This is a genomic window from Streptomyces sp. CHD11, assembly GCF_018638295.1.
Classification (GTDB): domain Bacteria; phylum Actinomycetota; class Actinomycetes; order Streptomycetales; family Streptomycetaceae; genus Streptomyces.
The window spans coordinates 15126-40384 of record NZ_JABTTS010000003.1 but is presented as its reverse complement, the minus strand read 5'-3'; the positions used below and the strand labels follow the sequence as shown (position 1 = coordinate 40384).

At 66.5% G+C, this 25259-nt stretch carries 21 protein-coding genes and 5 pseudogenes; 15 read left to right on the top strand and 11 right to left on the bottom strand.

What is annotated here, in order from left to right:
* Nucleotides 1-777 precede the first annotated feature (777 nt).
* Together HTV45_RS03750 and HTV45_RS35170 are read right to left on the bottom strand one after the other, a co-directional pair.
* On the bottom strand, nucleotides 778-2547 hold the full coding sequence (locus tag HTV45_RS03750) for a carboxylesterase/lipase family protein (RefSeq protein ID WP_215204143.1): 1770 nt from the start codon (nucleotides 2545-2547) through the stop codon (nucleotides 778-780).
* A 1523-nt stretch (nucleotides 2548-4070) separates the two neighbouring features.
* Nucleotides 4071-4454 (bottom strand): annotated as a pseudogene (locus tag HTV45_RS35170) (NAD(P)H-binding protein); the annotation flags it as partial.
* A gap of 225 nt (nucleotides 4455-4679) precedes the next feature.
* On the opposite strand from HTV45_RS35170, the gene HTV45_RS03740 reads away from it, so the two are divergent.
* The 5 genes from HTV45_RS03740 to HTV45_RS35165 all read left to right on the top strand — a co-directional run bounded on the left by HTV45_RS03740 (nucleotide 4680) and on the right by HTV45_RS35165 (nucleotide 8921).
* The gene (locus HTV45_RS03740; protein WP_215204141.1) at nucleotides 4680-4967 is read left to right on the top strand and encodes a hypothetical protein; all 288 of its coding nucleotides are present in this window, start codon (nucleotides 4680-4682) and stop codon (nucleotides 4965-4967) included.
* Nucleotides 4968-5204: 237 nt separating this feature from the next.
* Nucleotides 5205-5930 carry a flavodoxin family protein gene (locus tag HTV45_RS03735; protein WP_215204140.1) on the top strand — a complete coding sequence of 242 codons (726 nt, stop codon included), beginning with the start codon at nucleotides 5205-5207 and terminating at the stop codon, nucleotides 5928-5930.
* A gap of 30 nt (nucleotides 5931-5960) precedes the next feature.
* Nucleotides 5961-6917, top strand: a complete 957-nt coding sequence (locus HTV45_RS03730) for a DUF5996 family protein (RefSeq protein ID WP_215204139.1) — start codon at nucleotides 5961-5963, stop codon at nucleotides 6915-6917.
* A 687-nt stretch (nucleotides 6918-7604) separates the two neighbouring features.
* The gene (locus HTV45_RS03725; RefSeq protein ID WP_215204138.1) at nucleotides 7605-8441 is read left to right on the top strand and encodes an alpha/beta fold hydrolase; all 837 of its coding nucleotides are present in this window, start codon (nucleotides 7605-7607) and stop codon (nucleotides 8439-8441) included.
* Nucleotides 8442-8588: 147 nt separating this feature from the next.
* On the top strand, nucleotides 8589-8921 hold the full coding sequence (locus HTV45_RS35165) for a TetR-like C-terminal domain-containing protein (RefSeq protein WP_215204137.1): 333 nt from the start codon (nucleotides 8589-8591) through the stop codon (nucleotides 8919-8921).
* Nucleotides 8922-9303: 382 nt separating this feature from the next.
* Here the strand turns inward: HTV45_RS35165 and HTV45_RS03715 are convergent, their stop codons facing one another.
* Entirely contained in the window at nucleotides 9304-10236 is a 933-nt protein-coding gene (locus HTV45_RS03715) for a zinc-binding dehydrogenase (protein ID WP_215204136.1), read from the bottom strand.
* A gap of 87 nt (nucleotides 10237-10323) precedes the next feature.
* On the opposite strand from HTV45_RS03715, the gene HTV45_RS03710 reads away from it, so the two are divergent.
* Complete coding sequence (locus tag HTV45_RS03710; RefSeq protein WP_251691218.1) at nucleotides 10324-10929, top strand: TetR/AcrR family transcriptional regulator; 606 nt, start codon at nucleotides 10324-10326, stop codon at nucleotides 10927-10929.
* A 119-nt stretch (nucleotides 10930-11048) separates the two neighbouring features.
* Nucleotides 11049-11687 (top strand): annotated as a pseudogene (locus HTV45_RS03705) (transposase); the annotation flags it as partial.
* Nucleotides 11688-11717: 30 nt separating this feature from the next.
* Here HTV45_RS03705 and HTV45_RS03700 read toward each other — a convergent pair.
* Nucleotides 11718-12782 carry an ISL3 family transposase gene (locus HTV45_RS03700; protein WP_251691270.1) on the bottom strand — a complete coding sequence of 355 codons (1065 nt, stop codon included), beginning with the start codon at nucleotides 12780-12782 and terminating at the stop codon, nucleotides 11718-11720.
* Nucleotides 12783-13432: 650 nt separating this feature from the next.
* Here HTV45_RS03700 and HTV45_RS03695 point away from each other — a divergent pair.
* Nucleotides 13433-13648, top strand: a pseudogene (locus HTV45_RS03695) (IS630 family transposase); the annotation flags it as partial.
* A gap of 118 nt (nucleotides 13649-13766) precedes the next feature.
* On the opposite strand, the gene HTV45_RS03690 reads toward HTV45_RS03695, so the two are convergent.
* On the bottom strand, nucleotides 13767-14132 hold the full coding sequence (locus HTV45_RS03690; RefSeq protein WP_215204134.1) for a DUF6221 family protein: 366 nt from the start codon (nucleotides 14130-14132) through the stop codon (nucleotides 13767-13769).
* A 239-nt stretch (nucleotides 14133-14371) separates the two neighbouring features.
* Nucleotides 14372-15364: an IS110 family transposase gene (locus tag HTV45_RS03685; RefSeq protein WP_215204133.1), complete on the bottom strand. Its 993-nt coding sequence runs from the start codon at nucleotides 15362-15364 to the stop codon at nucleotides 14372-14374.
* Between the two features lie 417 nt (nucleotides 15365-15781).
* Here HTV45_RS03685 and HTV45_RS03680 point away from each other — a divergent pair, with 417 nt between their 5' ends.
* Together HTV45_RS03680 and HTV45_RS03675 are read left to right on the top strand one after the other, a co-directional pair.
* Entirely contained in the window at nucleotides 15782-17032 is a 1251-nt protein-coding gene (locus tag HTV45_RS03680) for an IS256 family transposase (protein WP_215204132.1), read from the top strand.
* Nucleotides 17029-17499 (top strand): hypothetical protein, encoded by a 471-nt coding sequence (locus tag HTV45_RS03675; RefSeq protein ID WP_215204131.1) that lies wholly within the window; start codon nucleotides 17029-17031, stop codon nucleotides 17497-17499. Before HTV45_RS03680 ends, HTV45_RS03675 begins: the two co-directional genes overlap by 4 nt.
* 256 nt (nucleotides 17500-17755) lie before the next feature.
* Here the strand turns inward: HTV45_RS03675 and HTV45_RS03670 are convergent, their stop codons facing one another.
* Entirely contained in the window at nucleotides 17756-18304 is a 549-nt protein-coding gene (locus HTV45_RS03670; protein WP_308309169.1) for a transposase family protein, read from the bottom strand.
* Between the two features lie 372 nt (nucleotides 18305-18676).
* Here HTV45_RS03670 and HTV45_RS03665 point away from each other — a divergent pair, with 372 nt between their 5' ends.
* On the top strand, nucleotides 18677-19282 hold the full coding sequence (locus HTV45_RS03665) for an ABC transporter ATP-binding protein (protein ID WP_215204130.1): 606 nt from the start codon (nucleotides 18677-18679) through the stop codon (nucleotides 19280-19282).
* An 8-nt stretch (nucleotides 19283-19290) separates the two neighbouring features.
* Nucleotides 19291-20106 (top strand): ABC transporter permease, encoded by an 816-nt coding sequence (locus HTV45_RS03660; RefSeq protein WP_215204129.1) that lies wholly within the window; start codon nucleotides 19291-19293, stop codon nucleotides 20104-20106.
* Between the two features lie 59 nt (nucleotides 20107-20165).
* On the opposite strand, the gene HTV45_RS03655 is transcribed toward HTV45_RS03660, so the two are convergent.
* Together HTV45_RS03655 and HTV45_RS33905 are read right to left on the bottom strand one after the other, a co-directional pair.
* On the bottom strand, nucleotides 20166-22163 hold the full coding sequence (locus HTV45_RS03655) for a polyprenyl synthetase family protein (RefSeq protein ID WP_308309099.1): 1998 nt from the start codon (nucleotides 22161-22163) through the stop codon (nucleotides 20166-20168).
* A 426-nt stretch (nucleotides 22164-22589) separates the two neighbouring features.
* A pseudogene (locus HTV45_RS33905) lies at nucleotides 22590-22788 on the bottom strand (IS5/IS1182 family transposase); the annotation flags it as partial.
* Nucleotides 22789-23106: 318 nt separating this feature from the next.
* Between HTV45_RS33905 and HTV45_RS03650 the strand changes: the two are divergent.
* The gene (locus HTV45_RS03650) at nucleotides 23107-23406 is read left to right on the top strand and encodes a hypothetical protein (protein WP_215204128.1); all 300 of its coding nucleotides are present in this window, start codon (nucleotides 23107-23109) and stop codon (nucleotides 23404-23406) included.
* Between the two features lie 4 nt (nucleotides 23407-23410).
* Nucleotides 23411-23803 (top strand): hypothetical protein, encoded by a 393-nt coding sequence (locus HTV45_RS03645; RefSeq protein ID WP_215204127.1) that lies wholly within the window; start codon nucleotides 23411-23413, stop codon nucleotides 23801-23803.
* 76 nt (nucleotides 23804-23879) lie between these two features.
* On the opposite strand, the gene HTV45_RS03640 is transcribed toward HTV45_RS03645, so the two are convergent.
* Nucleotides 23880-24041: a hypothetical protein gene (locus HTV45_RS03640; protein ID WP_215204126.1), complete on the bottom strand. Its 162-nt coding sequence runs from the start codon at nucleotides 24039-24041 to the stop codon at nucleotides 23880-23882.
* Between the two features lie 308 nt (nucleotides 24042-24349).
* Nucleotides 24350-24508, bottom strand: a pseudogene (locus HTV45_RS03635) (IS701 family transposase); the annotation flags it as partial.
* Here HTV45_RS03635 and HTV45_RS03630 point away from each other — a divergent pair.
* Complete coding sequence (locus tag HTV45_RS03630; protein ID WP_215204125.1) at nucleotides 24508-25149, top strand: hypothetical protein; 642 nt, start codon at nucleotides 24508-24510, stop codon at nucleotides 25147-25149. The pseudogene HTV45_RS03635 and the gene HTV45_RS03630 overlap by 1 nt on opposite strands.
* The last annotated feature ends 110 nt before the right edge of the window (nucleotides 25150-25259 follow it).

Genomic DNA, 25259 nt, shown 5'->3' with positions numbered 1-25259 from the left:
AAGGGTTGAGGGCTCGGCGTGCGTTGCTGGAAGGCGTCGAACGGGACACTGAGCGGACCGAGATTCTCCGGCTCGCGTTGCTGCACGCCGTTGCGGAGCCGGGTGGCCTCGGCGGTGCGGTGCACCTTCGCGGATCCCCTCCACACTGCAGCTGGTGACCACGTCGGGGCTGACTCCTGTCGATGCCCGGGCCTGGGAGACGCTCGGCGAGGAAGGCGAGCAGGCGCCGGCGGAGGCCGTACGGCAGGTCCGCCGCGTATGGACGCCTCACCATCGCTTCGGCCACGCGGTAGGAATGGCTGGGGGAGAGGAGCCGCCGGGCACGGGGCTTGCGGTCGTTCCCGTCCTGAACGGAGACCGTCCGGTCGGAGCCCTGACCGTCGTGACGACAGGCACTCGCCCGACCCTTGGACACTGGGACTTCCTCTGTGCCGTCTCCGCCTGGGCGCAGGAACGCATCACGGCCGCGCCACGGGCTGACGGACGCCGCGCCAGCGGTCCCGACGGTACTTCGCGCGATTTCCGGAGGGAGCGTCCGGACAGAGGAGCGCGCGTCCCGAACCACGGCCCTGACAGTGGCGCTGGCCAAGGCCTATACCTGCCAGGAGGTCGTGGACGCGCTGGCTCACAATGTCCTTCCTGCGGTCGCCGGCAGCAGCCAGGAGGAGTGACGAGTACGCCGCTGGCACGGATCCCGTGACGCCCGATCTCCTGCAATGGCTCGGCGACCGGCTCCGCTGATCGGGAGGCCCTCCCACCCCGGCAGACGGTGGAGCACTACGCAAGGGGTCCTTCGTAGCGCAGCCAGAAGTCGACAGCATCCGGTCGCGTCCGGGGCGCCACGGCGCTGCCGGCGTCGAACCTCATGACCTTGTCCATCTCCTCCTGAAAGGTGGGCCAGTTCGGGAGCCCCGGCCCGTTCGGATCCCCCGTACGCGCGAAGTTGATCCAGTAGCCGCTCATCTGGTCACGCAGGGTGAAGTCGCGCTTGTCGTACGCGGCGTCGCCGTCCTTGCCGAGATTGTCGTACGCGTACATCACCTCCGCCCCGTGGTAGGCGCCGAACTTCCGCAGACCGTCCTCCGGAGGGACATGCGCGAAGTGGTAGGTGTAGGCATCGGCGTGACCCGAGCGCGTCTGCAGCATCGCCCATCGGCGTATGGCGCGGGTCATGATCTTGTCGGTTTCGGCCTGGAGGATGGAATCGCGTACCTGTTTCTCGGTCTCGCCAGGGTAGAGACGGAGGAACAGCTCAGCGTCCGCACCGTGCTCTTCGCGCACCGCTCGTAGGTAGTCGTTGACGTCGGTGTCCGGAGGGCTCAGCAGACCGAGAGAGGCCTCGTCCGCGTTGCTTCCGACAAGGGTCGGCACGTCCAACTGATCGCCCGCCGCGTAGATGTCCACGGGCGCCCGGTCGAGGACGTGGCCGTCGACGGACGGGCGCCAGTGACTATTCAGGGACTTGGCCGCTTCCACGACCCGGTCCGCAGGCATGCGGCGCATCTCCTCCACGGTGGCGCCCCCAAGCCGCTCGCTGAGGTTCCGCCCTGCTTCTTCCGCCGCCCGCCGGGTGTCGTACTGATCGCCTCGGTCGGTGTTGCCGTGGGTCCCCATGCAGGCTCCGCTGCTGCCGATGACGCCGTCCACGAGACCCTTCGCACGCGGCGTCGCGCCGAGGACGCAGACGCTCTCACCGCCCGCCGACTCACCAGCGATCGTTACACGATCCGGGTCGCCGCCGAACGCTGCGATGTTCTGGCGGAGCCATCGAAGGGCGGCTATCTGGTCGAGCAGCCCGTAGTTGCCCGAGGCGCCGACCTGCGACTCCTCCGCGAGCTCGGGGTGTGACAGGAAGCCGAGCACGCCGAGACGGTAGTTGATCGTGACGGTGATCACCTCGCCTCTAGACGCCAGCGACTCGCCGTCGTAGAGCGGCAGGGCACCCGAGCCGGTGGCGAATCCGCCGCCGGGGATGTAGACGATGACAGGAAGCCTCGCCGCTGAGGGTCTTGTGCTGCGCCAGACATTGAGATACAGGCTGTCCTCACTCACCGGATACGGATTGAGGAGTGTGTCCTCCAGCGGCGCTTCCACCACCTGCGACAGCGCGCGGGTGAAGAAGGTGGACGTGCCTTGGACAGGAACGTCGGAGAACTCGTCGGCGATGAGTAGATCCGAGCGCGGTTCGGGGGGCTGCGGCGGGCGCCAACGTCGGTCGCCGATGGGAGGCCGGGCGTAGGGAATCCCGGCGAAGACCTCGACGTCGCGCTCGTCGTTGAGAACCCCCCTGACAGGGCCCTCCTCCGTGAGAACGGTCCGAGACGGCCGAGGATCGACGCCCCCGGCCGCGCGGTTCTCAGCCGAGGGGTAGGCGAGTATGGCAGTGGTGCATACGAAAGCTCCCGCGAGTAGCCACGCCCCCACCCTGAGCAGGGCGGGGCCCCGAAGCCACCAGTGTGTGGTGAGACCGAGCGCGACGAGGCAGGCGACGACCAGCCCCCACCCCCACCACGGTGTGCGGTTGAGCCACGCGATCGCGAAGACCACCGCGCTCAGTGGAAGAAAGGGAACCCACCTCCAGGCAGAACGCCTCGATCCGCGCGGCACGCGCGGGCGATCGCCGGAGCGGGCCCGAGCGGCGTAGGTTGCCCACCGTCTTCTTCCCATTTCCACCGCTGTCTCATTTCTCGATGTTTGCCGGTGTTCGTAATTTCTTCCAGCCGGATTCCCGGGACACGGCTGGATCAATGCCAATCTTGCAGTCACTGCGCGGCCTCGGGGGCGCCCGTGTCTCGCAGCACTCCCATTTTGGTGGTGTTGACCGGCGTTGGGCGGAATACTCTCCGGCCGGATGCGCGCCCTGTCGATCACATGCCCTGATTGCGAGTGCTGTCATGTCAGGGGGAAACTCGCACGCCGTAAGCCAGTGCTCCTCCCTCGAACCGAGAGGTCGGTTCTCGGCACATATGAGGGTGATACTCTGCCGGGTCGTGTTTTCCCACTGAGGAGCGTTCTCCCGTGACTAGTTCGGAAGATGGCGGAGTGCATCCGATGGCGGCGGGGCAGCTGCTCTGACATTCTCAGGACCTGAATGGTCTCCAGTCGCCGCCCCTGTGGCGACCGATCGGGGTCTTCAGTGAACTCAAGGGTCGACCAACATTAGCTCAGTTTGGCATAGCGATTTTGTTGCTATGGTTCACGCCGACGTGAGGAGCGTGCCCGGGGGCCAGCTCCATGAATTCCAATGCGGACCGTGTCGGTGGGGCCGATGTTCGCCATTCCGCTATCGCGCCACTGGTCACAGGGAACATTTGCCGACGAGGCATATCAAGGATTCTCTTCCGAGAGTAAGTCATGCAGACAGGTTTGAACTCGCAGCCACTTGGCGAATTCCATAATACGAGGGCTTCGCCGATTGGCGCGCCGCGAGAGGTGAATGACCGATTGTCCGATCTCGCATCGCCGCCACCGAGTGAGGGAGGGGGCCCTGTCATTTGCCGAGGCCCGGCGCGCCAGGCGTGTCGCAGGCGCAGCGGGAGTACGGGCAGTTGCTGGTGATCCGCTCGTACCTGGTGGAAGTCGAACTCGAGCGGAAGGCACAGTGCGATGCCGGTATCCCCCGCAGCCACTGAAGTCCTGTCGCTGTAGTCTGTCTTCGCCCGCGATACCGCGCTCTCCGGCCTCATTCGACCGAGGGTGCGCAACTGCGCACGCTCGCCGAAAGGATCATCGCCAACCTGGACGGTCGGCCGGAACACGCGTAGGGGACTTGGCGCTCCTGTCGGCAGACGGCTCATGGCGCTTGTGACTGCCCGACATTGGCCCGGTCCGCCTCCTCGATCGGTGTGGGGCCCCCGTCGAGTTCGCGGATCTGCCGGCCTGCTCGATGCTCGTGCGGCAGTGCGGCGAGGGTGCCGGGCACGTCGTCGCGAGTGATCTGGCCGTGGAACTCCGCCGACCTCAGGGAGACGGTGCCGGTTCCCGGACCGCCGAGGAGCGGCGAGCGGCGGGATCAGCCAGTTCAGCCCGCTGCGGCTGAGCGTGTCCGCGACCTTCTTCACGGCGAAGTAGTGCTCGACTTCCTCTCCGAGGGCGGGTCCCCGCCGGGACGCCGCCAGTACTGAGACTTGTGCGATGCGTTCGACACCGGCCAGGTACGCCGGCTCGATTGCTTTCGTGACGCCGTCGCTGTCGACGGCCCGGGTGACCTCCGTGCTACTGCCGTTCGATCCGGCACTGAAGGCGATCGCGTCGACACCTCGGAAGGTTTCCCCCAGCTCTTCCATGGTCATGCTGGGGAGGTCGCCGAGGCGCGCGTCCACCCCTTGCTTCGCGAGTTCGGCTCGCTGGTCGTCCCTACGGACGAGCTCGCGGAGGGCGTCTCCCCGCGACCGCAGTTTCCGCGGGAGCAAACTACCTCCGCCGCCGGTGACGCCGAGGAGGGAAACGTCCACTGTGGGTGCTCCTTGCGCTCGGAAACCAATCTAGTTGACGTGTCAATCTCCGATGCTACTGTAGGTCATGCAGTACACAGTCCGCCTAGGGTGGAGCGCGACCGACCAGCTTGGGTCGGTGATCGGCCGGGCAGCCCCGGAAGCGTGCGCGTGTACGCCCATCTCCCCGTGGCGGCGTCGACGGCCTCCCGTCTCGGTTTGCCGAGCAAGCACCGGCGAGGGCCCATGAGCAGGGAAGCGAAGGCCGGCCTCGACGTACTTCTGACACCGGAGAGCGCGGTGGCCCTGGTCGACCACCAGTCGTACCAGTTCGTCGACCTGCTGAGCCACGAACCCGCGATGACCGTGAACAGCGCGATCGCCTTCGCCAGGGTCGCCGAGCTGTTCGACGCGTCCAGAACGGTCCTGCAGTCAGAAGCGAACTCTGACATGAACAGGACGCACCGCCGCGCGTGCAGCGCACACGCGTGCCGTGAGCCCTGTTCCTTCGATGACAGTTCCGGGCTTTCATGAGGTGTCGCAGACTCGGTTCCTGGGAGTCCTCGGCCCCGGAATCGGCCGATTCCGGGGCCGGGCAGCACCTCGTCGTGTCGTCGGTGCGGTTATCCTCCGGAAGGAGGACGTGTGCCAGTTTGCTCCCTTTCGTCATATTCCGTTACTGCTGCGCACTTGTCGTCATACCGCCGTCCCGAAAACAAGTCCGACTCACGGGTGCGACGGCACGTGGAACACTCAGGAGGATCACCTTTGATGAACGTACCCGCCCATGCCAAGCCCGATTTCACAAGCCTGAGCGCGATGTACATCAACTGCACCCTGAAGCGCTCTCCTGACCGCAGCCACACCCAAGGCGTGATCGACCGCAGTGTGGCGATCATGCAGGCGAACGGCGTGAGCGTGGACCAGATCCGCGCCGTCGACCATGACATCGCCACCGGCGTCCGCCCGGACATGACTGAGCACGGATGGGACACCGACGAGTGGCCCGCACTGCTCCCCCGAATCCTCGCCGCCGACATCATGGTCATCGGCGGACCGATCTGGCTCGGTGACAACAGCTCGGTGACCCGCCAGGTGATCGAACGGCTCTACGGGTATTCAGGCGTGCTCAATGAGGAGGGGCAGTACGCCTACTACGGACGCGTCGGCGGCTGCCTGATCACGGGCAACGAGGACGGCCTCAAGCACTGCGCGATGAGCATCCTCTACAGCCTGCAGCACATCGGCTTTACGGTACCGCCCCAGGCCGACGCGGGATGGCTGGGCGAGGTCGGTCCCGGCCCGTCTTACCTTGACGAGGGTTCTGGCGGCCCGGACAACGACTTCGCCAACCGCAACATCTCATTCATGACGTACAACTTGCTCCACCTCGCGTCGATGATCCGTGACACCGGCGGTATCCCCGCCTACGGCAACCAGCGCTCGGCCTGGGACGCCGGCTGCCGCCCCGACAACGCCAATCCCGAACACCGCTGAGCCCCTCGAAGCGATTGGACGTGAGAAGTGATGACCGCACCAGCCGCGACCAGCTGGCCGAGCCTTCGGGTTTCGGACTGGACCGCCACCCGCGACACTCTGCACATGTGGACACAGATCGTGGGCAAGATCCGAATGGCCCACGCTCCGTTGGTCAACCACTGGTGGCAGGTCACGCTCTACGTCAGTCCCCGCGGGTTGACGACCTCGACCGTCCCGTACCGCGCCGGCGCCTTCGAGGTCGCGTTCGACTTCGTCGGCCACCGGCTCGAAGTCCACAGCAGCGACGGTGGCGTGCGGGGCTTTCCGCTCCGGCCCATGCCGGTCGCCGAGTTCTACGCCCAGATTGTGCACGCGCTCGACGCTCTTGAGATCGAGGCCCCGATCCATCCGCACCCGAACGAGGTAGAGCCGGCGATCCCCTTCGCCGAGGATCACGACCACGCCTCCTATGACGCTGAAGCGGCTGCCCTGTTCTGGCGACAGCTGCTACAGGCGAACCGGGTCATGGGCGAGTTCCGGTCGCACTTCGTCGGCAAGGTCAGCCCGGTGCATTTCTTCTGGGGAGCGATGGACCTCGCCTGCACCCGCTTCTCCGGTCGGGAGGCCCCTCCGCACCCCGGTGGCGCTCCCAACTGCGGGGACTGGGTCATGGTCGAAGGCTACTCCCGAGAGCTGTCGAGCTGCGGGTTCTGGCCTGGTGGGGGAGAGGAAGGCGCCTTTTACGCCTATGCCTATCCTGCCCCGGACGGATTCGCCGACTACCCGGTCGGACCCGAAGGCGCCCACTTCAGTTCCGAGTTCAAGCAGTTCCTCCTTCCCTACGAGGCCGTCCGCTCTGCCCCCGATCCCGACCGCGCGGTCGCCGAGTTCTTCCACGCCACGTACGAAGCCGCCGCCGTGCTTGGGGAGTGGGACCGCTCCGCACTCGAGGACGACCCGTTCCGGTGGGACGGAACCGCTACACCGCGCTGGGTCCCCCAGTGATCCGCACCGCCGCTTGTCCGCCGGGCTTGCCTGACCTGTTTCATACAACGATTAGAAAAGGTAGGACGCGTGCGGCATCGCATTTTCGCAGCGGGTGGTGAATTCGCGTGCGTAAGCGAATCCAAGAGCTACAGACTTCCAGTTCATTGTGAACCTCGGCGCAGCCCTCGCCATGGCCGACGAAAAGGTCTACGGTTCCGGCGACTCCGATTCTCCATTCACGATTCAATCGGTCTCCAAGCCAAGCCGTGGACTCCAGGTTCGCGGAAGGCCGGAGACGGGCTCGACTCATAAACAGCGAGACAGGAACGCTGTTCAGATCCGGGAGGGATGTGACATGCCGTGGAGCACTCGCCAGTTGGCCGATCTGGCGGACACCACGGTAGACGTCATACGCCACTGTCACCGTCTCGACCTGCTCGACGAACCGGTGAGCTACGACGACGGGAGCAAGCAAATGCGAGGTACGGCATCTGGTCAGTTTCGGCGCACGGTGGCACACCCCAGCATCGCGAAATTCTTGCCAGGGCCACTCAAACGAATACGCGGACAACCAACATCGACTGACGCAGTGGGGGTCATTCTTCACCCGCCGGAAGCGGCTCGCATACCAAGGCGTCCCCGACAGCCGCCTGTAGCTGATCGAATTCAATTGCAACTGTTGCGCTCAAGGAGCAGGGAAATGTCATGGGTGAGTTTGTGTCCGTCCCGGGTGGCACCATCGCGTACGAGACCGCCGGGGCAGGCCCGCTGGTCGTTCTGGCCCACGGCATGGGGGACAGCCGCGCGGCGTACAGGTTCGTCCTGCCGCGTTTGGTGGCAGCGGGGTATCTAGTGGTCGCGGTTGACCTGCGGGGATGTGGCGAGTCGAGCGCGCAATGGCCTTCCTGCTCGCGCACCGATATTGCGGGCGATCTGCTCGCGGTGATTCGCCACATCGACAGCGGTCCGGCCGTCTTGGTCGGCCACTCGATCTCCGGAGGCGCCGCCACCATCGCAGCCGCCCAGGATGCCGGTCTGGTCAAGGGCATCATCGAGCTGTGCCCCTTCACGCGCGCCCAGTCGATCAAGCTTGGCGACCTCCGCTCGAAGAGCTACCGCACGGGTGCTTTCCGGTTGCTCGGCGCCGGCCTGTTCGGCAGCGTGGCCCTGTGGTTCCGCTACCTCGACCATGCCTACCCGGGCTCCAAGCCAGCCGACTGGACAGACCGGCTGGCTCGCATCAAGGCAATGCTGGGCGAGCCCGGCCGCATGCGCGCGATGCAGAAGATGGGGCGGTCAGCACCGACCGATGCCGGCGCCCAGTTGGGCAACGTACGGTGTCCTGCCCTGATCGTGCAGGGCTCGCTCGACCCCGACTGGGTAGATCCGCGCGCCGAGGGCGAGGCGATCGTGGCTGCGATGCCGGCCGGGGTCGGAGAGCTTGCGGTGGTCGAGGGAGCTGGCCACTACCCGCACGATCAGTGCCCCGAGGAGACGGTTTCCCTGATGCTGGCATTCCTGGAAGCACACGCTCGTGCCTAGGGCGGGCCTCCGTGTGTTCGCTGGCCGACAGGCTCGGCGTACGGCCCGCCCTCCCTGTATCAGCATGTCGGATCGCTGCAGGAACTGCGGCACGGCATCTCCGTCCGGGCCAAGCGCGAGTTCGCCCATCAGCTGGCCCGGGATTCCGTGGGCCGTTCCGGCCCGGACGCGGTTTGGGCGTTTTCCGGCGGCTACCGTCGCTGGGCCCTGGAACATCCCGGCCGCAACGCCGCCGCTGTCCCTGCTCCGGTAGCCGACGACGAGGAGGACCGCGGTGTGAGTGAAGAAGCGTTGGAGGTTCTGCTCGATGTTCTCGCCGGTTTCGGCCTGCCCGACGCGCGCGTGGTCGACGCCGCGCGGGCGCTGCGATCAGCACTACACGGATTCGTCACCCCTGAGGGCGCCGACGGCTCCGGGATACCGCGCGACGTCCCGCGAAGTTTTCGACACCCTGATCGCTGGCTTCCAGGCCGACCTTGATTACTCCTCCAAGGAATGAGACGCCCGCTGTCCCCACCCCGTCCATCCCGCAGCCACCTGTGAAGCGGAGGACTCCGGTCGAGTCGTTGTCCGAGGCACCGTTTGCGGGAGCCGGCGGCGTCCCAGCGGCTGTGGGAGAGCAGGTGCTGCAGGCCGTGCTTGTTGGCGTGGCCGGCGTACTTCACGAGTTGCCAGCTACTACTGAGGTTGAACTCGTGATGTCGCTTCGTTGCTCAGGCGGGTCTGATGGTAAGGCCGGTCTCGGCGAGGCAGCCGTCTATGAGGCCGCTGCGGTACTCGCCGGTCGACAGGACCGCGGCCCACGAGCGGTCTTCACCATGAACCGTGACCACTCACAGTCCAAGATCTACTTTCGTCCCGGTTACTCGAGATCGAGGACGGCTTTGCCGTGGAGGCGCCGACCGAGTAGAGCCTGTACTGCCTCGGAGTGGCGAGTCCAGGGGCCGCGCCAGCTGATGCCCGGATCGAGGTGGCCTGCGGCGATCTCTCCGGCCAGCCAGGTCAGATCGGCGGAGAAGTCGGTGGTGGGGTCGCCGAGGAGGAAGAAGGTGCGGATCGCTCGGTCGTGCCGTCCTCCGTCGCCCAGCAGGGCATCAGGTGACAGCACCACGTCGGCCTCGGAGGAGCGGCCCACGCTGTAGAGGATGCCACCGGCCGACAGGGTGGCGAAGGCGTCGACGAGGTACTGTCCGCCGACGTTGTCGAGAACGGCAGACACGGGCTGCCGCGCGGCGGCCGGCTCGGGGTGGACCTCGTGGGCGCCCAGGGCTCGCAGTCCGTCCGCCTGGGCCGGGTTCCGGCTGATGGCGACGACGTGCGCGCCCGCGCGGGCGGCCAGCTGGACGGCGTAGCGGCCGACGCCGCCGGAAGCACCGGTGACCATCACGCGGCGACCGAGCAGCGATCCCATCCGGCGCAGCACGTGCAGGGCGCTCAGTCCGGCGACGGGGACGGTACTCAATGCGCCGGGGTCGGCGTCCTGCGGTGCGGTGCCGAGCCGGGCAGCGGGTACGGCTCGCTGCTCGGCCCAGCCGGCCTCGCCGAGGGTGACGACCCTCTCGCCCTCGGCCGGGCCGGAGCCGTCGGCGGCCGCCTGGACGACCACGCCGGCTGCGTCCCAGCCGAGCACGGTGCCGCCCGGCATCCGTGGACGGGTCGCCTCATGGACCTCACCGAAGTTCAGCGATACCGACTCGACCCGCACGAGCGCCTCGTGGCCGGCGGGCCGCGGGGCGGGGATATCCGTCAGTGACAGGTGCCCGGGGCAGGTGTGGTCGACGACGAGTGCGCGCACGGGAAGATCCCTTTCACTAAATGCCACAGTGTGGCGTTTGCTCCAGTAGAGCATATGCGCGATCTCGGCGTGCTTGGTAGAGTACTCATGGTGACCACCTCCGAACAGCCCGCCACTCTGCGCGAACGTAAGAAGCTCCGTACTCGCCAGGCATTGGTCGACACCGCCGTCACGCTCTTCGGCGAACGCGGATTCGACAGCACTCCGCTGGACGCGCTGCTGGATCAGGTGGAGGTGTCCCGGCGGACCTTCTTCCGCAACTTCCGCTCCAAGGAGGACGTGGCACTCACCGCCGTCACGCAGCTCTGGGACGTTTACCTGGAAGTCTTGGACGGCATCAAGAAGTCCGGGCCGCTGGCCGACGTGTTCCTCGACGCCATGCTGACCACTCTGGAGCGCATGGATGAGGACTGGTACCGGCGCTTCCCGCTCACGCTCAGGTTGATCGCCGACTCGCCCGCACTCGACGGGTACACGCTGCGGCACTGCGCCGAAACTCAGGCCGAGATCGCGCGCCGTCTCGACGGACACAGTCGTCTCGAGCTGCGGCTCCTCATCGAGTTCTTCGTGGCCGCTTGGCGCTGCGCTCTGGACGAATGGCTGCCCGACTGCACACCGGGCGAACTGCCCGCACTCTTGCGCCGGACCTGCGCATCCATGAACTCCGCCCTCAGCTTGTCTTTCATGGCCTGAGGTCGAAATGGGCCTCGAACTTGCCTGCTCACCTGGGCGTTCGCCGGACGCTGGGGCGGCCTTCGACCCTGATCATGTGCTCCGACCAAGGTGCACCGATCAAGACGAAGGCCGTGAAGGTGAGCCTGTTGCCTGACACCGGTCCCGGGGAAGCGTTCGCGCAAGCGTCACGCTTCCGGGACGACTTATTCGACTGCCTGACCGCGCGCGGGGACGAACTGTTCGAGCTCGTGGACGCGTTGCTGTGTGCGGACGGTCCGGTGACCTCGCTGGTGGACCTCACGCTGGTGGCCGAGCACCGGCGCGACCACGACGCAATATAGGAGGCGTTGAACCGCGGGAACGTCGACGTGCCCCGCCTTCGTCAGGTGCTGGCCGGTCTGCCCATGCCGCAGGCCGCCGACGGGCGCCTGGTCTTCGCGGTCGACCTCAGCCACTGGCTCCGTCCGGACGCACCGACCAGCGCCGACCGCCTGTTCTGCCACGTCTACGGACGCAACGGCCGGTCCTCCGAGCAGTTCATCCCCGGCTGGCCGTACTCCTTCGTCGCCTCCTTGGAGACGGGCCGGACCTCCTGGTGTCAGCTCCTGGACGCCCTCCGGCTCGGGCCCGAGGGCGACGTCGCCGAGGTCACCGCCGCCCAGGTCCGCCGCGTGGTCGAAGACCTCATCGACATGGGCCGCTGGCACCTCGGCGACCGCGACATCCTCATCGTCTTCGATGCCGGATACGACGCCCCACGCATGGCCCACCTCCTGGCCGACCGTTCAGTCGCAGTTCATGTCCCGTTACGGCGCAGAGCGGCCGACGTGATGACCAACGACCGCACCTGAAACCCATTCGGTTGCCCTGGTCTCCCGGCGGAGGTCACCCACCGTGCACGTGTCACAGATGGCGAGCCAGAACCGCTGGAAGGTTCTGGCTCGCTTTCCGTGACGCGTGCACGGTGAGTGATCTTCGTAGAGGCCAGTGGGACCGAAGGCGCGCCTCAGGTGCAGACGATGGGGCAGCCGCGTCGGATCGACTGCCTTCTCCTCGGGCGGCGCGGGTTCGTCCGCCTTCCCCTCAGGATCGGGGAGCAGGACGCGAAGACACTGGCGGTGTCGGGTGACAGCCCGCTCAGCGGCCTCCCCGAGGTTGTGCCACAAATGCCAGCGGTCGGCGACCTGCGTCGCCTGTGGTGCCCCGGTTGTGGCACCTTCCGCGAAGAACGGTGCGCGGTCCCGGCAGACGATCTCGATGCCGGGTCGCTTCGCGAGCCATGCGGCCAGGCTGGACGCCTTCCGGTCAGGCAGCAGATCCACCGGCCGGCGGGACTCGACGTCAACGAGCACCGTGCCGTAGACCCGTCCTTTGCGTGTGGCGTACTCATCGACACCAACCACCCGCGGGGCCGGGACATCCGGTTCGGGCAAAGCTTCCAGCAGCCGCAACACCGCGCTGCGGCTGATGGGCACTCCGAAGGCCCGTGCCATCCGGGCGCCGGCCCGGCCGGCGAGGGCGAGACCCACCGCGGCGAGAATCGACCGCAGCCGCTCCGTCCACCGGCTGTGCCGCCGGGTCAGTCCCGGCAGTTGCTCAGCGAACGTCCGCCGAGCACAGGACGACTCCGGACAGAAGAACCGCCGGACTCGCAGTCGGAGGAGCACCCGCCGTCCGCCACTCGGTACGTCCGCAGGAAATCGCAGGTAAGAGCTGTGCACCCGGGTCGACTCGCTCCCGCAGTCCGGGCATGCCGCCCCGGCCGCCGTACTGCAGAGGTCGATGCGTACCGCCTCGTGACTCACGTCCAGCGACAGCACCGACACGTCCGCGATGGACGGTAACAGCAGGCCCTCCAGGCGGGGCGACATCTCTTCCACGACGCCGCACTGTCGACCACACCAAGATCGGCCCTGATCATTTTCAAGCAACCTCCCGAAGCCTGATCGGAGCACCAGCCGTGACTCAGCGTGCGCGCACCACGGAAAGCGAGCCAGAACCGCTTGAAGTGAACGAAGCCACTACCAGGCGATTGCATCGATCACCTGCCGGTGATCACGCCACCTTTCTCCTCTGCGAGGAGTCCGGTCAGGCAACAGGGGCTCGATCCTGGCACGGGGCATCGGTCAGCACGCTCAACATGACGACGGGCCCTCTCCGCTGCAACGCTCAGAACCCGGCCATGGATTTGTCAAGTACTCCGCCCAATGCACCGTAGGCGCTGCAGCGAACCGAGTGCCTTGCCCTGCGGCGGAGCCCGAACCCAGCGATGAACAACAGCGCGAAGGCCCCACCCAGGAAGCGGGTTGTAGACGAAGTACGCGAAGCACGCGACGCCAGTCCAGACGAGGATCGGCAGGATCGAACCGCGCAGCACCGACCAGAACCTGACCCGCTCTGGCCCCGACGGCAGCGCAGGCTCGTGCCACACCTCTATGCGGTTCCTGGTCAGACAATGCTCAGGTCGCATGAAGCCATCAGAGCACAGCTCGCAGCAGTGCTCTGGTCCGTAAGAAGGTGCCTGGCTCCGCACTGCTCGCAGACGTTCAAGCTGTCCACCGAGCCGCTGTTCGTTGACGAGGTCCGCGACATCGTCGGCCTCTACCTTGACCCGCCGGAGAAGACCCTTGGGCTTTGCGTGGACGAGAAGTCGCAGATTCAAGCGTTCGACCGCCCTCAGCCGGAGCCGGTTCCGTCGATGATGCCCGGCGTTCCCGAACACCGCAGCCATGACTACGCCGAGGCGCGACCGTCTGGTGGCCGCCGTCGCGCTCACCCTCTCCCTAACGATGAGTCGGCTGCCTCTGCGCTGGCAGATAGCGGCTGTCCGGATGCTGCGAGGCCTGCCGTTCGGTCTATGCCCAGTCAGAACGACTGAATAGCAGGTCCGGCTCGACCTCCTCCTCGTTCGGCTCCCACTCGGGGCGGAAGTCGGGGTGGGCGGCGTATGCCGCAGCAAGGTGGCGGAGTGGGAAGGTAGTCGCAGAGAGCACGATCATGGCAGGACCGTGAACAAGGAAATCGACGTGTTCGGCGTCCTGCTGCATACGCTCCACAAAGCGTAGGACGCCTCGTTTGGCGGTGACGTCGGCGAGAACCTGAGCTTTCAATCCTGTTGTGTCCTCGGCCGTGTCGCGCTTCACGGACTGTGCCGCAGCTTCGTCCTCGTCAATACGAGCCCGGAGGAAGTTCGCCAGGTCCGCGACTTCATCACTTCTCATCGGTTGTGGCCCTCTCGGCGCATAGCTGAAAAGAGCATCATGTCGGATAGGTCTGACAGTGAGGATGTAAGCGGCATCGCTCGGGGGTCTGACTCTTGGTCTGACTGGCGCTTCGGCTGTCTGTGGGTTGAATCGTCGGCCCGCGGGTGATGCCACTGGGTGTACTCGCGGGCGTCCGTGACCTCATAGCGCCTCTGTGTGTCAAGCGGCCTGAGCGAGGTGGCTCCGTTGATCTCGTTTCATGATCCGGTAGACCACGTTGGACAGGCGTCGCTTGAGGGCCCGGCGGGCCTCCGAAGGGGTCTTCCCCTCACTGATCTTGCGGAGGAGTCCTGCCCGCGCCCGCCGTCGCGGATCTGGCAGACGGCGATCGTGTGCAGCACCGAGTTCAGCGCGCGGTTGCCGCCGGTGTTGAGCCGGTGTCGGACGTTGTTGCCGCTGGAGGCGTCCAGGGGCGCGCTGCCGGTGTAGCTGGCGAAGTGGTGCTCGGTGGGGAACCGGCCGACGTCCCCGATGTGGCCGAGGACCTTCGCGGCCAGCACGGTGCCCAGGCCCGGCAGGGTGGTCAGCGTCGTGCGGGTCGCGGCGACGGCCTCGCGCATCTCGGATTCATTGCCCTTGACCTGCCGGTCCAGTCTGCGCAGGTCGGCCAGCAGATCACGGGCTATGTCCCGGCGGCAGTTGTCGGTGGCCGTGACCGGCCGGACGCCCTTCATCAAGGCGGCGGCCTTGTCGGCCGACAGGCCGGTGGGGGCTCCGCCGGGCAGAAGATCACGCAGGACGGCGTGGAGCCGGTTGAGGACGCGGGTGCGCTCGTGGACCAGGTCGTCCCGGCGCTCGGTCAGCAGCCGCAGGATCGTGGTCTGGTCTTCGGGGACCACGGGTCGCAGGTCGTGGCGGAAGAGGGCGACCTGGGCGACGTGGAGGGCGTCCTTCGCGTCGGTCTTGCGGTCTCCGCCGGTGGCCAGCAGTCGGGCCCGGGCCGACAGGGTGGAGGGCACGTCGACCACGTTCCCGCCCGCGGCGGCCAGCTGCTGGGCGAGGGAGCGGCCCAGGCCGCCGGCGCCCTCGACCGCGAAACGACGGTCGGGCCACTGCTCGCACCAGCGCATCAGCTGGCGGAAGGTTCCGGCGTTGACGACGAACCGGCGCTGGGCCACCTGATGGCCGGCAATGTCGACGGCGACGGCGGTGTGGGACGACTTGTGGGGATCGACACCGATCAGGATCACAGGCTGCTGCCCTCGCACTCGATGAGACAGGAAGGGGAGTGCGGTGGGCACCCTGACTTGAAGTCACCGTGTCACCTTCATGCCTCTGTCGAGCCACACCGCGGGTGTCGGCCGGCGGCGGCACGCTATCAGTGAGCCAGCCCGAGGGCGGCAAGGAGCACTGCGGGCCCGTGCCGACCGACACCCTGGACGCTACGGCTGCAGACCGAGCGTCTGGGGTCGATTCAACAAGTCAGGAGCTTGGCCGTCGGGCCTCTTCACTGTCTCGTCCGTCTGTCCGGGCAGCACACGCGGTTGAGCAATGCTCAGGACTTGTGGATCGGTTCCGGGAGGGACGCAAAGGGCGTACCTTCCCGAATGATCCTGATGGTCACCGAGTAGGCCCGCGTTCGCAGCGCGGGTCGGGAAGGCACGCCCGTGCTCAGCGTAGTCACTGACGACGGCTCCACGCAGGCCGGCTCCTTGATCGATGAGATCGTGCGCGAGGGCGCCCGCCGGATGCTCGCCGCCGCGCTGGAAGCGGAAGTCAACCAGTACATAGCCGAGTTGGCGGCCGAGACCGACGAACACGGGCGGCGGCTGGTGGTCCGCAACGGCCACCACCGGCCCCGGACGGTGGTCACCGCGGCCGGGCCGGTCGAGGTCAGGGCACCGCGGGTCAACGACCGCCGCGTCGATGAGGCCACCGGCGAGCGCAAGCGGTTCTCCTCGAAGATCCTGCCGCCGTGGTGCCGCAAGTCCCCGAAGATCTCCGAGGTACTGCCGTTGCTCTACCTGCATGGACTGTCCTCCGGCGACTTCGTGCCCGCGCTCGAGCAGTTCCTCGGTGGTGCGGCCGGCCTGTCGGCGGCGACCGTGACCCGGCTGACGAGGCAGTGGAGCGACGATCACGCCGACTTCCAGCAGCGTGACCTGTCCGACCGCGACTTCGTCTACGTGTGGGCGGACGGCGTGCGCCCCAAGGTCCGGCTCGGGCAGGCACACTCGTGCGTGCTGGTCCTGCTCGGCGTGCGCCTGGATGGCACGAAAGAGCTGATCGCGCTGGCCGAGGGGTTGCGGGAGTCCACCGAGTCGTGGGCCGACCTGCTGCGGGACTGCCGCCGACGCGGCGTCCGCGACCCCGAGCTGGTCGTCGGCGACGGCGCCATGGGCCTGTGGAACGCGCTGGTCGGGGTGTTCCCCGCAGCCCGGCACCAGCGGTGCTGGGTTCACAAGGCCCGCAATGTCTCGAGCTGTCTGCCGAAGTCCGCACAACCCGGCGCGACGAAGGCCATGCAGGAGATCTACAACGCCGAGGACCGCGCCCACGCCGAGCGGGCGATCGAGGCGTTCGCGAAGACCTACGGCGCCAAGTGGCCCAAGGCCGTCGCGAAGATTACCGACGACGCCGAGGAACTGCTGGCGTTCTATGACTTCTTGGCAGAGCACTGGATCCACCTGCGGACCACGAACCCCATCGAGTCCACGTTCTCCACTGTCAAGCTCCGGACCAAGGTCACTCGCGGCGCCGGCAGCCCAGTCGCGGCCCTCGCGATGGTGTTCAAGCTCGTCGGGTCTGCCCAAGCCCGCTGGAGGGCGATTACCGGCGCCCACCTCGTGCCCCTGATCCGCGCCGGAGCCCGGTTCGAAAACGGCGTCCTGGTCGAACGGCAGGAGCTGGCCGCATGAACCCCTACGACACTCCGCAGGACGAACCAGCCGAGCACCTGCGCTTCGCGGCCTTCCTGAGCAAACTCGTGCAGGTCACCGATACCGAGGAAACCGCCCTGATCACGAAGGTCCTCACCGATCCGGACCAGACGATGGCCCAGTCCGCCATTCTGCGGCACCTGGACCGTCGAGCCGCCGAGCTCCACCGCGGCCCCGCCTTCGAACCGTGGGCCAAGGCGATAGCCCAAGCCACCGTGCGACACCCACTACTCGCTCGGCGCCTGCAGGAATGGGCCCTCTTCCGGGCCATCAGGCTCGGGCAGCCCTGGCACCCGACGGCCCTGCTGGAGTCATCCGACTGGCTCCAGCGCAAAATCACTGCCACCTCGAGTATCGAAGCACTACGGCTCCTCGCCGAGAGCGGTCGTACCAAACGGATCCGCAACACCGCCAGGACGAGCCTCAAAGCACAGAGCAACCGCTGAACAGGTTAGCTGATCCACAACTCTTGACTATTACTCCACGCGGTTCAACCACGCCTCGTACGACGAAGGACGGCAGAGCAAGCATGAGTGCGCCCGGGATAGCGGTGATCGGGCGGTCCACTCGGTGCGCTCCACCCGGTGGGGGAGTGCGGAACACCCCGGTATCAGTGCGCTCGGTGCGGTGCATCGGAGGCACCGCTGCGTGCGCCCGCCGACGATGCCGTGCACTGAGCCTCCGCCAACTTGAAGCCGCAGGTCAAAGGGATGGTGTGACCGGCTCACGGGTGCTCGTGCTGGTCGTGGGCGGCTGTCGGCGGAGTAGATCGTGCGTCCAGCGGTTGACTTCGAGATTCGTCAGAACGAGCAGGTCGCGCAGGAGGACGGTGGTGCGAGCGGGACTGGTGCGGAGCTTGGTGAGGATCCGCCAGTTCTTGAGGTGGGCGAAGCCGTGTTCGACGGGTGCGTGTCCGATGGCGCGGGCGCGGTTGGCGGTCTTCTGGCCGGAAGTTAGCTTGTGGGTGCGGCTGGCGTGGAAGCCGGTGACGAGCACGGGATCGAGTACGTCGTTGTCCAGGCCGCGGAAGCCGAGGTCTGCCAACGCTCCGAGGCTGGCGGCGCGCAGGTGGGCCAGGACGTGGTCCTGGCGGGCGGCGGTGTTGTCGTGGGTGCGGCCGGGCCGGGCGGCGGATATCCAGATCAGCTGGCCCCGCTCGTCGGTCAGGGCGAGGAAATGCAGGCCGTGATGGTGGTGCTTGCCGGAGTAGTTCCGCCGGTCGGCCTTCCCGGTGCGGCGCTGGGTGGCGATGAGGGTGCCGTCGATCAGGACTACCTCCCCGCCCTGCCTGGCGACCTTCTTCAGTTAGCAAATCAGCATGCTTATCAGCAAATGCCGCCGATGTTGCCCTGTGGTCACTCTGCGGAGCGATCAGTTGTGATCATCTGCTGCGGGCCGCCCTGGGAGCTGGTGATCCGTGTGATGATTTTCGCCTGGCGCGCAATGCCGGTGAGTGCTCCCCGGTCTCCGGCGCGTACTGCGCTCCGCTCCGCCCATCCCCTCGTCACAAGCATCTTCCTGTGACAGCCGGTCCCGCCTTGACACGTTTCTTTGCGGCCGTTGGTTCGTTGGCAGTTGTGGGACATCTATCTGGCCTGCAGCGGGGCTGAGGGAGGGGCGTTGATGGAGGCAGAGGGAGTCCATCATTCCTACGGCGTTCGGAGGGTACTGCGCGGTATCGACGTGGCGCTGCCCGCGGGGTCGGTGGTGGGTATCGTCGGCGAGAACGGGGCGGGCAAGTCGACGCTGTTGCAGATCCTTTCGGGGGAGCTGCGACCGGACCGGGGCGTGGTCCGGCACGGTGGGCGGTTCGGGTACTGCCCTCAGCAGGTGGTGCTCAACGACGCGTTCACGGTGCGCCAGCACCTGGACTTCTTCGCTGCGGCCTATGACGTTACGGATCTGCGGCGGGCCGAGGAGGTCATGGAGATCCTGGGTTTCGACCAGTACGCCGGCGTCCTGGTGGGGACGCTCAGTGGCGGCACGCGGCAGAAGCTGAACCTGACGCTCGCGGTGATGCACGACCCGCAGGTGCTGCTGCTGGACGAGCCGTACCAGGGCTTCGACTGGGAGACGTACCTGCGTTTTTGGGATCTGGTCGGAGACCTGCGTGTGGCAGGCCGATCGGTCCTCGTCGTCTCGCATCTGGCCTACGACACCGATCGGCTCGATCAGGTGTGGCGGTTGCGGGACGGTGTGCTGCACGGACGGCAGGAGGACGTGCGGTGAGGCGCGGGATGCGGCTGTTCAAGATCGCCATGCGATATGGCCTGGTGGAGCACGCCAGGAACCGGTTCGCCATGCTGCTCGTGGCGGTGTTTTTGCCGGTGTGGGTCATGATGACGGGCTGGGCCATCGCCAAGGAGGCGGTGCAGTTCCGGCTGTACGGCACCGGTCACGTGCTGACCGCCGGGGGTGACAAGATCACCCAGATCACCGGGGCGCTGAACGGGGTCACGCTGATCACCGGGTTCATGATGTTCGCGGCGACCTTCAGCAGTGGGGCCTTCGACCGGCGTCTGTCCATGGCCGGGTTCCACCGGGTTCCCCTGGGGCTAGCGAAGGTCGCCTGCCTGGTCATCGCGTCAGTGGTGGTCTGTTCCTACGCCACCGCGGTCATCTGCTGCTTCTGGTCGCCCAGGCAACCCGTGCTGCTCGGCGCGGCGCTGTTTTGCACGGCGATGACCTACGGCGCGCTGGGCGTCGCCCTCGGCACGCTCCTGCGCCGGGAGGTGGAGGGCATGTTCGCCATTGTGATGATCAGTGTTGTGGACCTGGGCTTGCAAAATCCCCTCGCCAGCGGCGGAGCGAACAGCGACATGGTGCGCTGGCTGCCCTCCTACGGTGCCATGCAGGCCGCGACAGCCGCGGGTTTTTCCTCCACCGTGTCCGCAGTGGACTTCACCGTTCAGCTGGCCTGGTTCACCGCCGTCGGCCTCCTCGGGCTGCTGGCCTTCCACCGGCGCACGAGGTCAGCTCTTACAGCCACCGTGCAGATCGGCCGGCAGGCCGATACCGACCTGGTTCCGTTGAAGAAGTCGGCAAATCGATAAGGGCGGCGTCCCCGCGCAAGCAACCCGCGCAGGGACGCCGAGTGTCTCTCCCCCGGCGTTTAACGCGTGGACGAGGCCGGGACGGCGTACCGGCTGATCTCACGACGCAGACGCTTCAAGTCCGGTCCCGCGGCCGTGGTCTGCGGCTGGTACCTCTCAGACTCGTCCTGCCGCATATCGAGGAACAGTTTCAGCATGTCGTAGATCGACGCATACCGGTTGCCCTGACCGGAGAGGCCGGGCAACGTGCGGAAGAGGACGGGCACGTACGTGAAGACCGCGTTGAACTGGGCACGTTTCTCCGCCACCTGGCGCTCCACACGCCCGATGGCTTCCGCGCGGCTGCACCCCAACTCGTGACGGATCGCCCGGACGAGGTTGTAGGGGACCTGGTCTGCCTCGTCCTGGTCCACTCCCGCCATGTCGTTCTCAGCGAAGATGACGAAGAAGCCGAGGTCCTCAAGGCGTCGAACCATGCGGTGGCTGCGCACCGCCGACGGCATCTCCCGGTTCTGCACGATCTCCGAGCACGCCATGCCGACCTCGAATCCACCGGTCGACCTCCGCAACGACAGCCAGTCCGCCGGTGAGGGGATGTAACCGCTGATGCGGTGGTGCGTCTCACGCTCGCAGGCGTGGAGCCATTCCTCGACATTGTCGAGCAACTCCTCCTGCCATCGCACCGTCCTGCCTTTGCACAGGCGTGGCCACAACTGAGCCCAAGACGTCGGGATCGCGCCAGGTGTCCAGGGTTTGCCCGGGTCCTGGCGCAGTGTCGCCACCAGTCCTTCCCTCAGTGCGGTGACGTCTTGCGGGTCCGTCAGCTGCGGATCCTCGAACAGGTCGTCCCACACAGCGAACACCGTGCCCAAGGCTGCGCTGGTCCGCTTCCTCTCGAGGAGGCCATCGTCGCTGCCATCGGCGTTGGTGGCTCCCTCCGCCACCCGGGGAAGGACCCGCTCGATCATCGACAGAGAGCCCGTCAGCCGGTGGTGATCGGCCTCGGCCGGGGTGGCGGCGATGCCGGTGTCCACGAGCCAGTCCTTCATCCACTGCGTGACCTGCCGAGCCTGCGTGCTGTCCTGCGGCTGGGGTGCCTGCCGGACCTGGCGGGGAACGGTCATGGGGCGGGAAGCAGCCGGCCGGTCGAGTACGGCCTGCGCGTAGGCCGTCAGCCCATCAAGTGCATGGGCGCGATCGGCAAGGCGGGAGAGCTCATGAATGGCCCTGGCCATGTGCGCCTCGGCCACCTCCTGTGCCTCCTGCACAGCCCCTGAGGCGAGAACGAGGTCCCGGGCCCGTGCGGCCTCCTTCTGTGTCAGCTCCTTGCCCAGAAGGCGGCCGAGGTCGCGGTCGCGGGAAGCCGCGCGGATCACCGGCAGGGTGTAGACGCCCTCGGACAGATCCGTGTTGACGGGCTTGCCTAGCTCCTCGGCCGTGGACGTCAGATCGAGGATGTCATCGCGCAGCTGATAGGCGCGCCCGAACTGCCAGCCGAAACCGGCCAGAGCCTCCTCCCGGTCCTCCTGCCGGCTGTCCTGTCGGCCGCTCTCCCTGTTCGCCTGCATTGCGCCCATCCGGCAGGCCAGGGCGAACAGTTGTGCCGTCTTGCCGTCGATCGCGTCGAAGTATGCCTGCTCGCTGCGCGAGGCCGAATGCAGGTCGGCCGCCTCCATCACCATGCCGGCGCACATCCGCTCGTTCGCCATCGTCCCGGCGATGACTTCACGCTGACCGAGCTGCGCCAGCATGTTGAGGCCGGTGAGCATCACGCAGTCCCCGGCGAGGATTGCGAGGTGCTCACCCCACAGCGCGTTGGCGCTGGGGCGGCCCCGGCGCTCGTGAGCATGGTCCACGACGTCATCGTGGTAGAGCGCGCCCAGGTGCAGCAGTTCGACGGCTGCGGCGGCACGCACGGCTTGGTCATCGGCCGGCACCGATGGATCCGCAAGAACGTAGTACGAGAGCAGAGCAAGGGCGGGACGGACCAGGCCACGGGACGTACCGGGCCCTTCCTGAGTGAGCGCGTCGAGTTCGGGCCGGCCCTGGATACGCACCGGTCCCAGAGCGTCACGGACCCTGTTCAAGTCCGCCTCCAGACACGGAAAAACGGCCCGGTCAATCCCAGAGGGTGGCATTCTGTGCTCCTGACACTGGTCGGTGTTCAACGAGCGGAGGACAGCCGACATGCGGCAGCAGGACGTCGCAGTATCCGTTCCCGTTGTGACCACCCCGCGTCTCGCCACCAGGAAACAGAAGCCTGTCGCAGTGTGCGCACAGTCCCGACTTAAACCACCTAATCGCATGAACTACCTGAATCTACTGATCTATGACTTTGGCCAGTGAGGCCTTCTCCAACCTCTCCGCGTAGCGCGGCCACTTCCCCCTGCGGAACCGGCCGACCGCCGAGCATGGCGCATCTCCAGTCCGTCTCCGCCGCCACCCGCTTCCATGAGCGTCAGCGTGAGGGGCCCGGTCGGTTCGGTGGAGGCGACCGACATCACCCACTCCACCGACCCGACCGAGTCGTCCCTGACCTGGAGTTCCTGAAGCAGGCGGGTAGCGTGCCGTCCGCTTCCCAGCGGGCGAACCTCTCGCCGGCCCATAACGCTCCGGCCGACCCCGTCCCGAGGAACCCGTCGGCAACTCACACAGCATCCCGTTGATCATCGCTAGGTGATTGCCTCGCAGCGTTGTTGACGCGGCTGATGGGCGGTTGGCCTTCGAGTGCGGTGTGGCAGCGATGGTAGGTGTAGGCGTGGAGGAACGGTCCGAGGACTTCGGCGCGTTCGGTGTTGCTGACATGGCACTGGTCAGCGGAAGTTGGCACTATCCCACGCCCGTCACAGCTCAGAGGCTAGATCGAGAGCGGGCCCGCCTTGAGGCCCGCCCCTCGCGCGAAGCAGGATCTAGTCGACAACTTACAGCCACTGCCCCCACACCCACCGTGACCGCTAGTATCTGAGTGAGGAACCCTTGACATGTGGGGAAGGGGACAAAGTGGAGACGGAAGCCCTCTTTACGATCTTAGGGGCGGCTGGTGCAGTGGCGGGATTCATTCCTATCGGATTGGAAATGATCCGCAAGTTACGTGCAGGAAAACAGGCCGATAGTGTGACTGTTCGCCATGCCGATGGACGGACATCCATTGCGGCAGGCGGTCAGATTGGTGCGGTGTTCACTGGCGATAGCGCAGTTAAGCGCCGGGAGGAGCCCATCTTGCTGGATCCTGCGAACGAGAAGGACATCGACCGGGTCTTGAGTCTACTGGATGACCCCAAGAAGCGCGGGGAGTCCTGAGACCGTGACGATTCCGCCGCAGAGATCAAGCGGTGTCTTCCCCTCCTCCGCTCCTTCGGCATTCAATTCCGACTCTCTGAAGGCATCACTGGCGGGTGCTGGAGCCGGAGTCGGCTTGGCCGCCCTAATTGACGCCAACGACGGCGAGACGCTCGCAGGAAAAGCATTCCTCTACCTGTGCCCCCTTTTTGCCGTTGTCTTGTCTGCGATCTTCGAGTGGGTGCTGATTACCCTTGATCGCATGACTAAGCGAAAGAGAGCAAGAGCGCGGCTAGAGGTGGCCAAAGCCGCGCTGGCCAACCCGAACATCGAGGCGGCTCGCAAAGAGGAACTAACCCAGGTGATCATTCAAACAGAGAATGAAGCCATAGAGTGGGGCATCAAGCTGAATAGATAGCATCAGAGGCTAATGGGCAAGCGTGTTCGCGGGAATCACTTACTCAGATCAAGACCGGCACCGCTTCGATCTTATTTTAGGTCCAGGGGCTGTCGTCGGCGGGCGGCATTTCGCCGCGATCGATGATCGGGTTGAGGTAGGCGGCGTACTCCTTGAGTGCGGAAGTCAGCTGGTCGTCGGTGGGTTCTGTAGTGCGGTGAGGATGCGTGACCAGACTGCATCGACGCTCGTTCGCCATTTCCTCTGTGTTTGTGGGACTTGCTGGTTGCAGATGGGTGTCGGAGCGAGCACGTGCTCGCCGTGGGTCATGAGCGACCAGAGGGGGAATCGGGCACGTCGGTACTGCCCCTTTCTGTGCGATGCGTACTCATAGACGGCACGGCGGCTATGGCGGCCGGTGGCCGCGGCGGCGGTAGTGGCTGACGCGGGCTCGGTGCTGGTGACGGCGGCGCCAGCGGGACCAGTGCAGGATGTGTCCGGCTCCCTGTCGGACGGTGTGAACGACCATGGCGAGCAGGCGGCGGATTCCCTTCACGCTCAGTCGTATCAGGTCGCGGTTGCCTCCCCCTTTTCACCGGTGGTGACGCGGAGTGCGGTCAGGCGGGCGGCGGCTGCCATGGCCAGGGTGATGTGTCGGTACCAGGCCCGGTAGTGGCGGACCTGATAATGATCCAGGCCGGCCTCGTTCTTGGCGGCCTGGAAGCATGTCCTGGACGGAAGACGCCGAGCACCGGGCGGACGCGCGGATCGGCGAGAACGTCGCGTTCGCCACCAAGCCGCCCTGGCCAAGGCGATGCTGGAGCGGGCGGTGGCGGCCTGCGTTCTCCCAGGCTCCCGACGAAGCGTGGGAGAGACGTTCGTGCGGTGACGGCGCCAAGGGCCCGCGCGTCTACCACTGGGCCGCCCTGCAGATCACCTCCATCGAGGACTTCGACGACGAACTGCCCACCCACCAGCGGTGGGCACTGGCGCGCCGCAGCGTCATCAAGCCCCAGGAGATCGCCTACTACCTCGCCTACGCACCGCTCGGCACCACGGTCGAGTACCTGGTCCGTGTCGCCGGAACACGTTGGGCCATCGAGGAAGCCTTCCAGGCTGCCAAGAACGAGTGCGGCCTCGACCAGTACGAGGTCCGCCGCTACACCGGCTGGATGCGGCACGTCACCCTGGCCATGCTGGCCCACGCCTTCCTGGTGGTCATGGCCGCCGACGCCGCGGCAAAAGGGGCAGCAGAAACGGTTCCTGCCTCGCGCCCCTCACCGTGGCAGAAGTTCGGCGGCTCCTGGCAACTGGCCACCCGCCCGCCACACGCGCTCATCAGTCCCTCATCAGGGCACGCGCACTGAGATCGTCACAGTGGCACAGACGACGCCAAGCCGTCGCCCGCCGCTGCCAGTATCAGCGGCGGCTGCACACGATCGAGGGGCGGTTCGGGAAAGAGAACACGGGCCGGCAC